Below are 1,578 nucleotides of genomic sequence, written 5' to 3' on the forward strand. Positions count from 1 at the left end.
CCGCGCTGAGCGACACTTGACCGGGGACCGAGAACGGTCCCCGACGACAGACGACAGAGGTACGCACTTCATGAACGACCACCACCCCATCGAGGGCGAAGAGCACGGCGCGCTCGGGGACGCCGAGTACGAGCGGTTCATGGAGCTTGCGGCCGAGGAGGGCTTCGACGTCGAGGACGTCGAGGACGCCATCGGCGAGGCCGGGCACGGACCGTTGCCCCGGCTCGCCGTCGTCGGCCGTCCCAATGTCGGCAAGTCGACTCTCGTGAACCGCATCATCGGCCGCCGCGAGGCCGTCGTGGAGGACCGTCCCGGTGTCACGCGCGACCGCGTGACCTACGAGGCCGAGTGGGCGGGACGCCGCTTCAAGCTGGTCGACACCGGCGGCTGGGAGCAGGACGTCCTCGGCATCGACGCCTCCGTGGCGGCCCAGGCGGAGTACGCGATCGAGGCGTCCGACGCGGTCGTCTTCGTCGTGGACGCCACCGTCGGCGCGACCGACACGGACGAGGCCGTCGTGCGCCTGCTCCGCAAGGCGGGCAAGCCGGTCGTGCTGTGCGCCAACAAGGTCGACGGTCCCTCTGGCGAGGCCGACGCGGCGATGCTGTGGTCCCTGGGCCTCGGCGAGCCGCACCCCGTCTCGGCCCTGCACGGGCGCGGTACGGGCGACATGCTCGACGCCGTCCTCGAAGCGCTGCCCGAGGCGCCGAAGGAGACCTTCGGCGGCACCGGGACCGGCGGGCCGCGCCGCGTCGCCCTCATCGGGCGCCCGAACGTCGGCAAGTCCTCGCTGCTCAACAAGCTCGCGGGCGAGGACCGCGTCGTCGTCAACGAGCAGGCCGGCACGACGCGCGACCCGGTGGACGAGCTGATCGAGCTGGGCGGCGTGACCTGGAAGTTCGTGGACACGGCGGGCATCCGCAAGCGGGTCCACCTCCAGCAGGGCGCCGACTACTACGCCTCGCTGCGCACGGCCGCCGCCGTCGAGAAGGCGGAGGTCGCCGTCGTCCTCATCGACGGGGCCGACTCCATCTCGGTGCAGGACCAGCGCATCCTCACGATGGCGGTGGACGCGGGCCGCGCGCTCGTCCTCGCGTACAACAAGTGGGACACGCTGGACGAGGAGCGCCGCTACTACCTGGAGCGCGAGATCGAGCGCGAGCTGGGGCAGGTCGCCTGGGCGCCGCGCGTCAACATCTCGGCGCGCACCGGGCGGCACATGGAGAAGCTCGTCCCGGCGCTGGAGACGGCGCTCGCGGGCTGGGAGGCGCGCGTGCCGACGGGGCGCCTGAACGCCTTCCTCGGCGAGCTGGTCGCCGCGCATCCGCACCCCGTGCGGGGCGGCAAGCAGCCGCGCATCCTCTTCGGCACGCAGGCGGGGACGAAGCCGCCGCGCTTCGTGCTCTTCGCCTCCGGCTTCATCGAGGCGGGCTACCGGCGCTTCATCGAGCGGCGGCTGCGCGAGGAGTTCGGCTTCGAGGGCACGCCGGTGCAGATCTCGGTGCGGGTGCGCGAGAAGCGCGGGCGCAAGAAGTGAGGTGCCCCCCCGGTGGGGAAAGCGCTGCCGCGCGGGGCGGG

Annotated in this window: 1 protein-coding gene; it reads left to right on the forward strand. The window is 72.7% G+C overall.

Annotated features, from left to right (window positions below):
- Nucleotides 1-70: 70 nt before the first annotated feature.
- The gene (der, locus tag SSBG_RS24360; protein ID WP_008748730.1) at nucleotides 71-1,537 is read left to right on the forward strand and encodes a ribosome biogenesis GTPase Der; all 1,467 of its coding nucleotides are present in this window, start codon (nucleotides 71-73) and stop codon (nucleotides 1,535-1,537) included.
- Nucleotides 1,538-1,578 lie beyond the last annotated feature (41 nt).

The organism is Streptomyces sp. SPB074, from assembly GCF_000154905.1.
GTDB lineage: Bacteria > Actinomycetota > Actinomycetes > Streptomycetales > Streptomycetaceae > Streptomyces.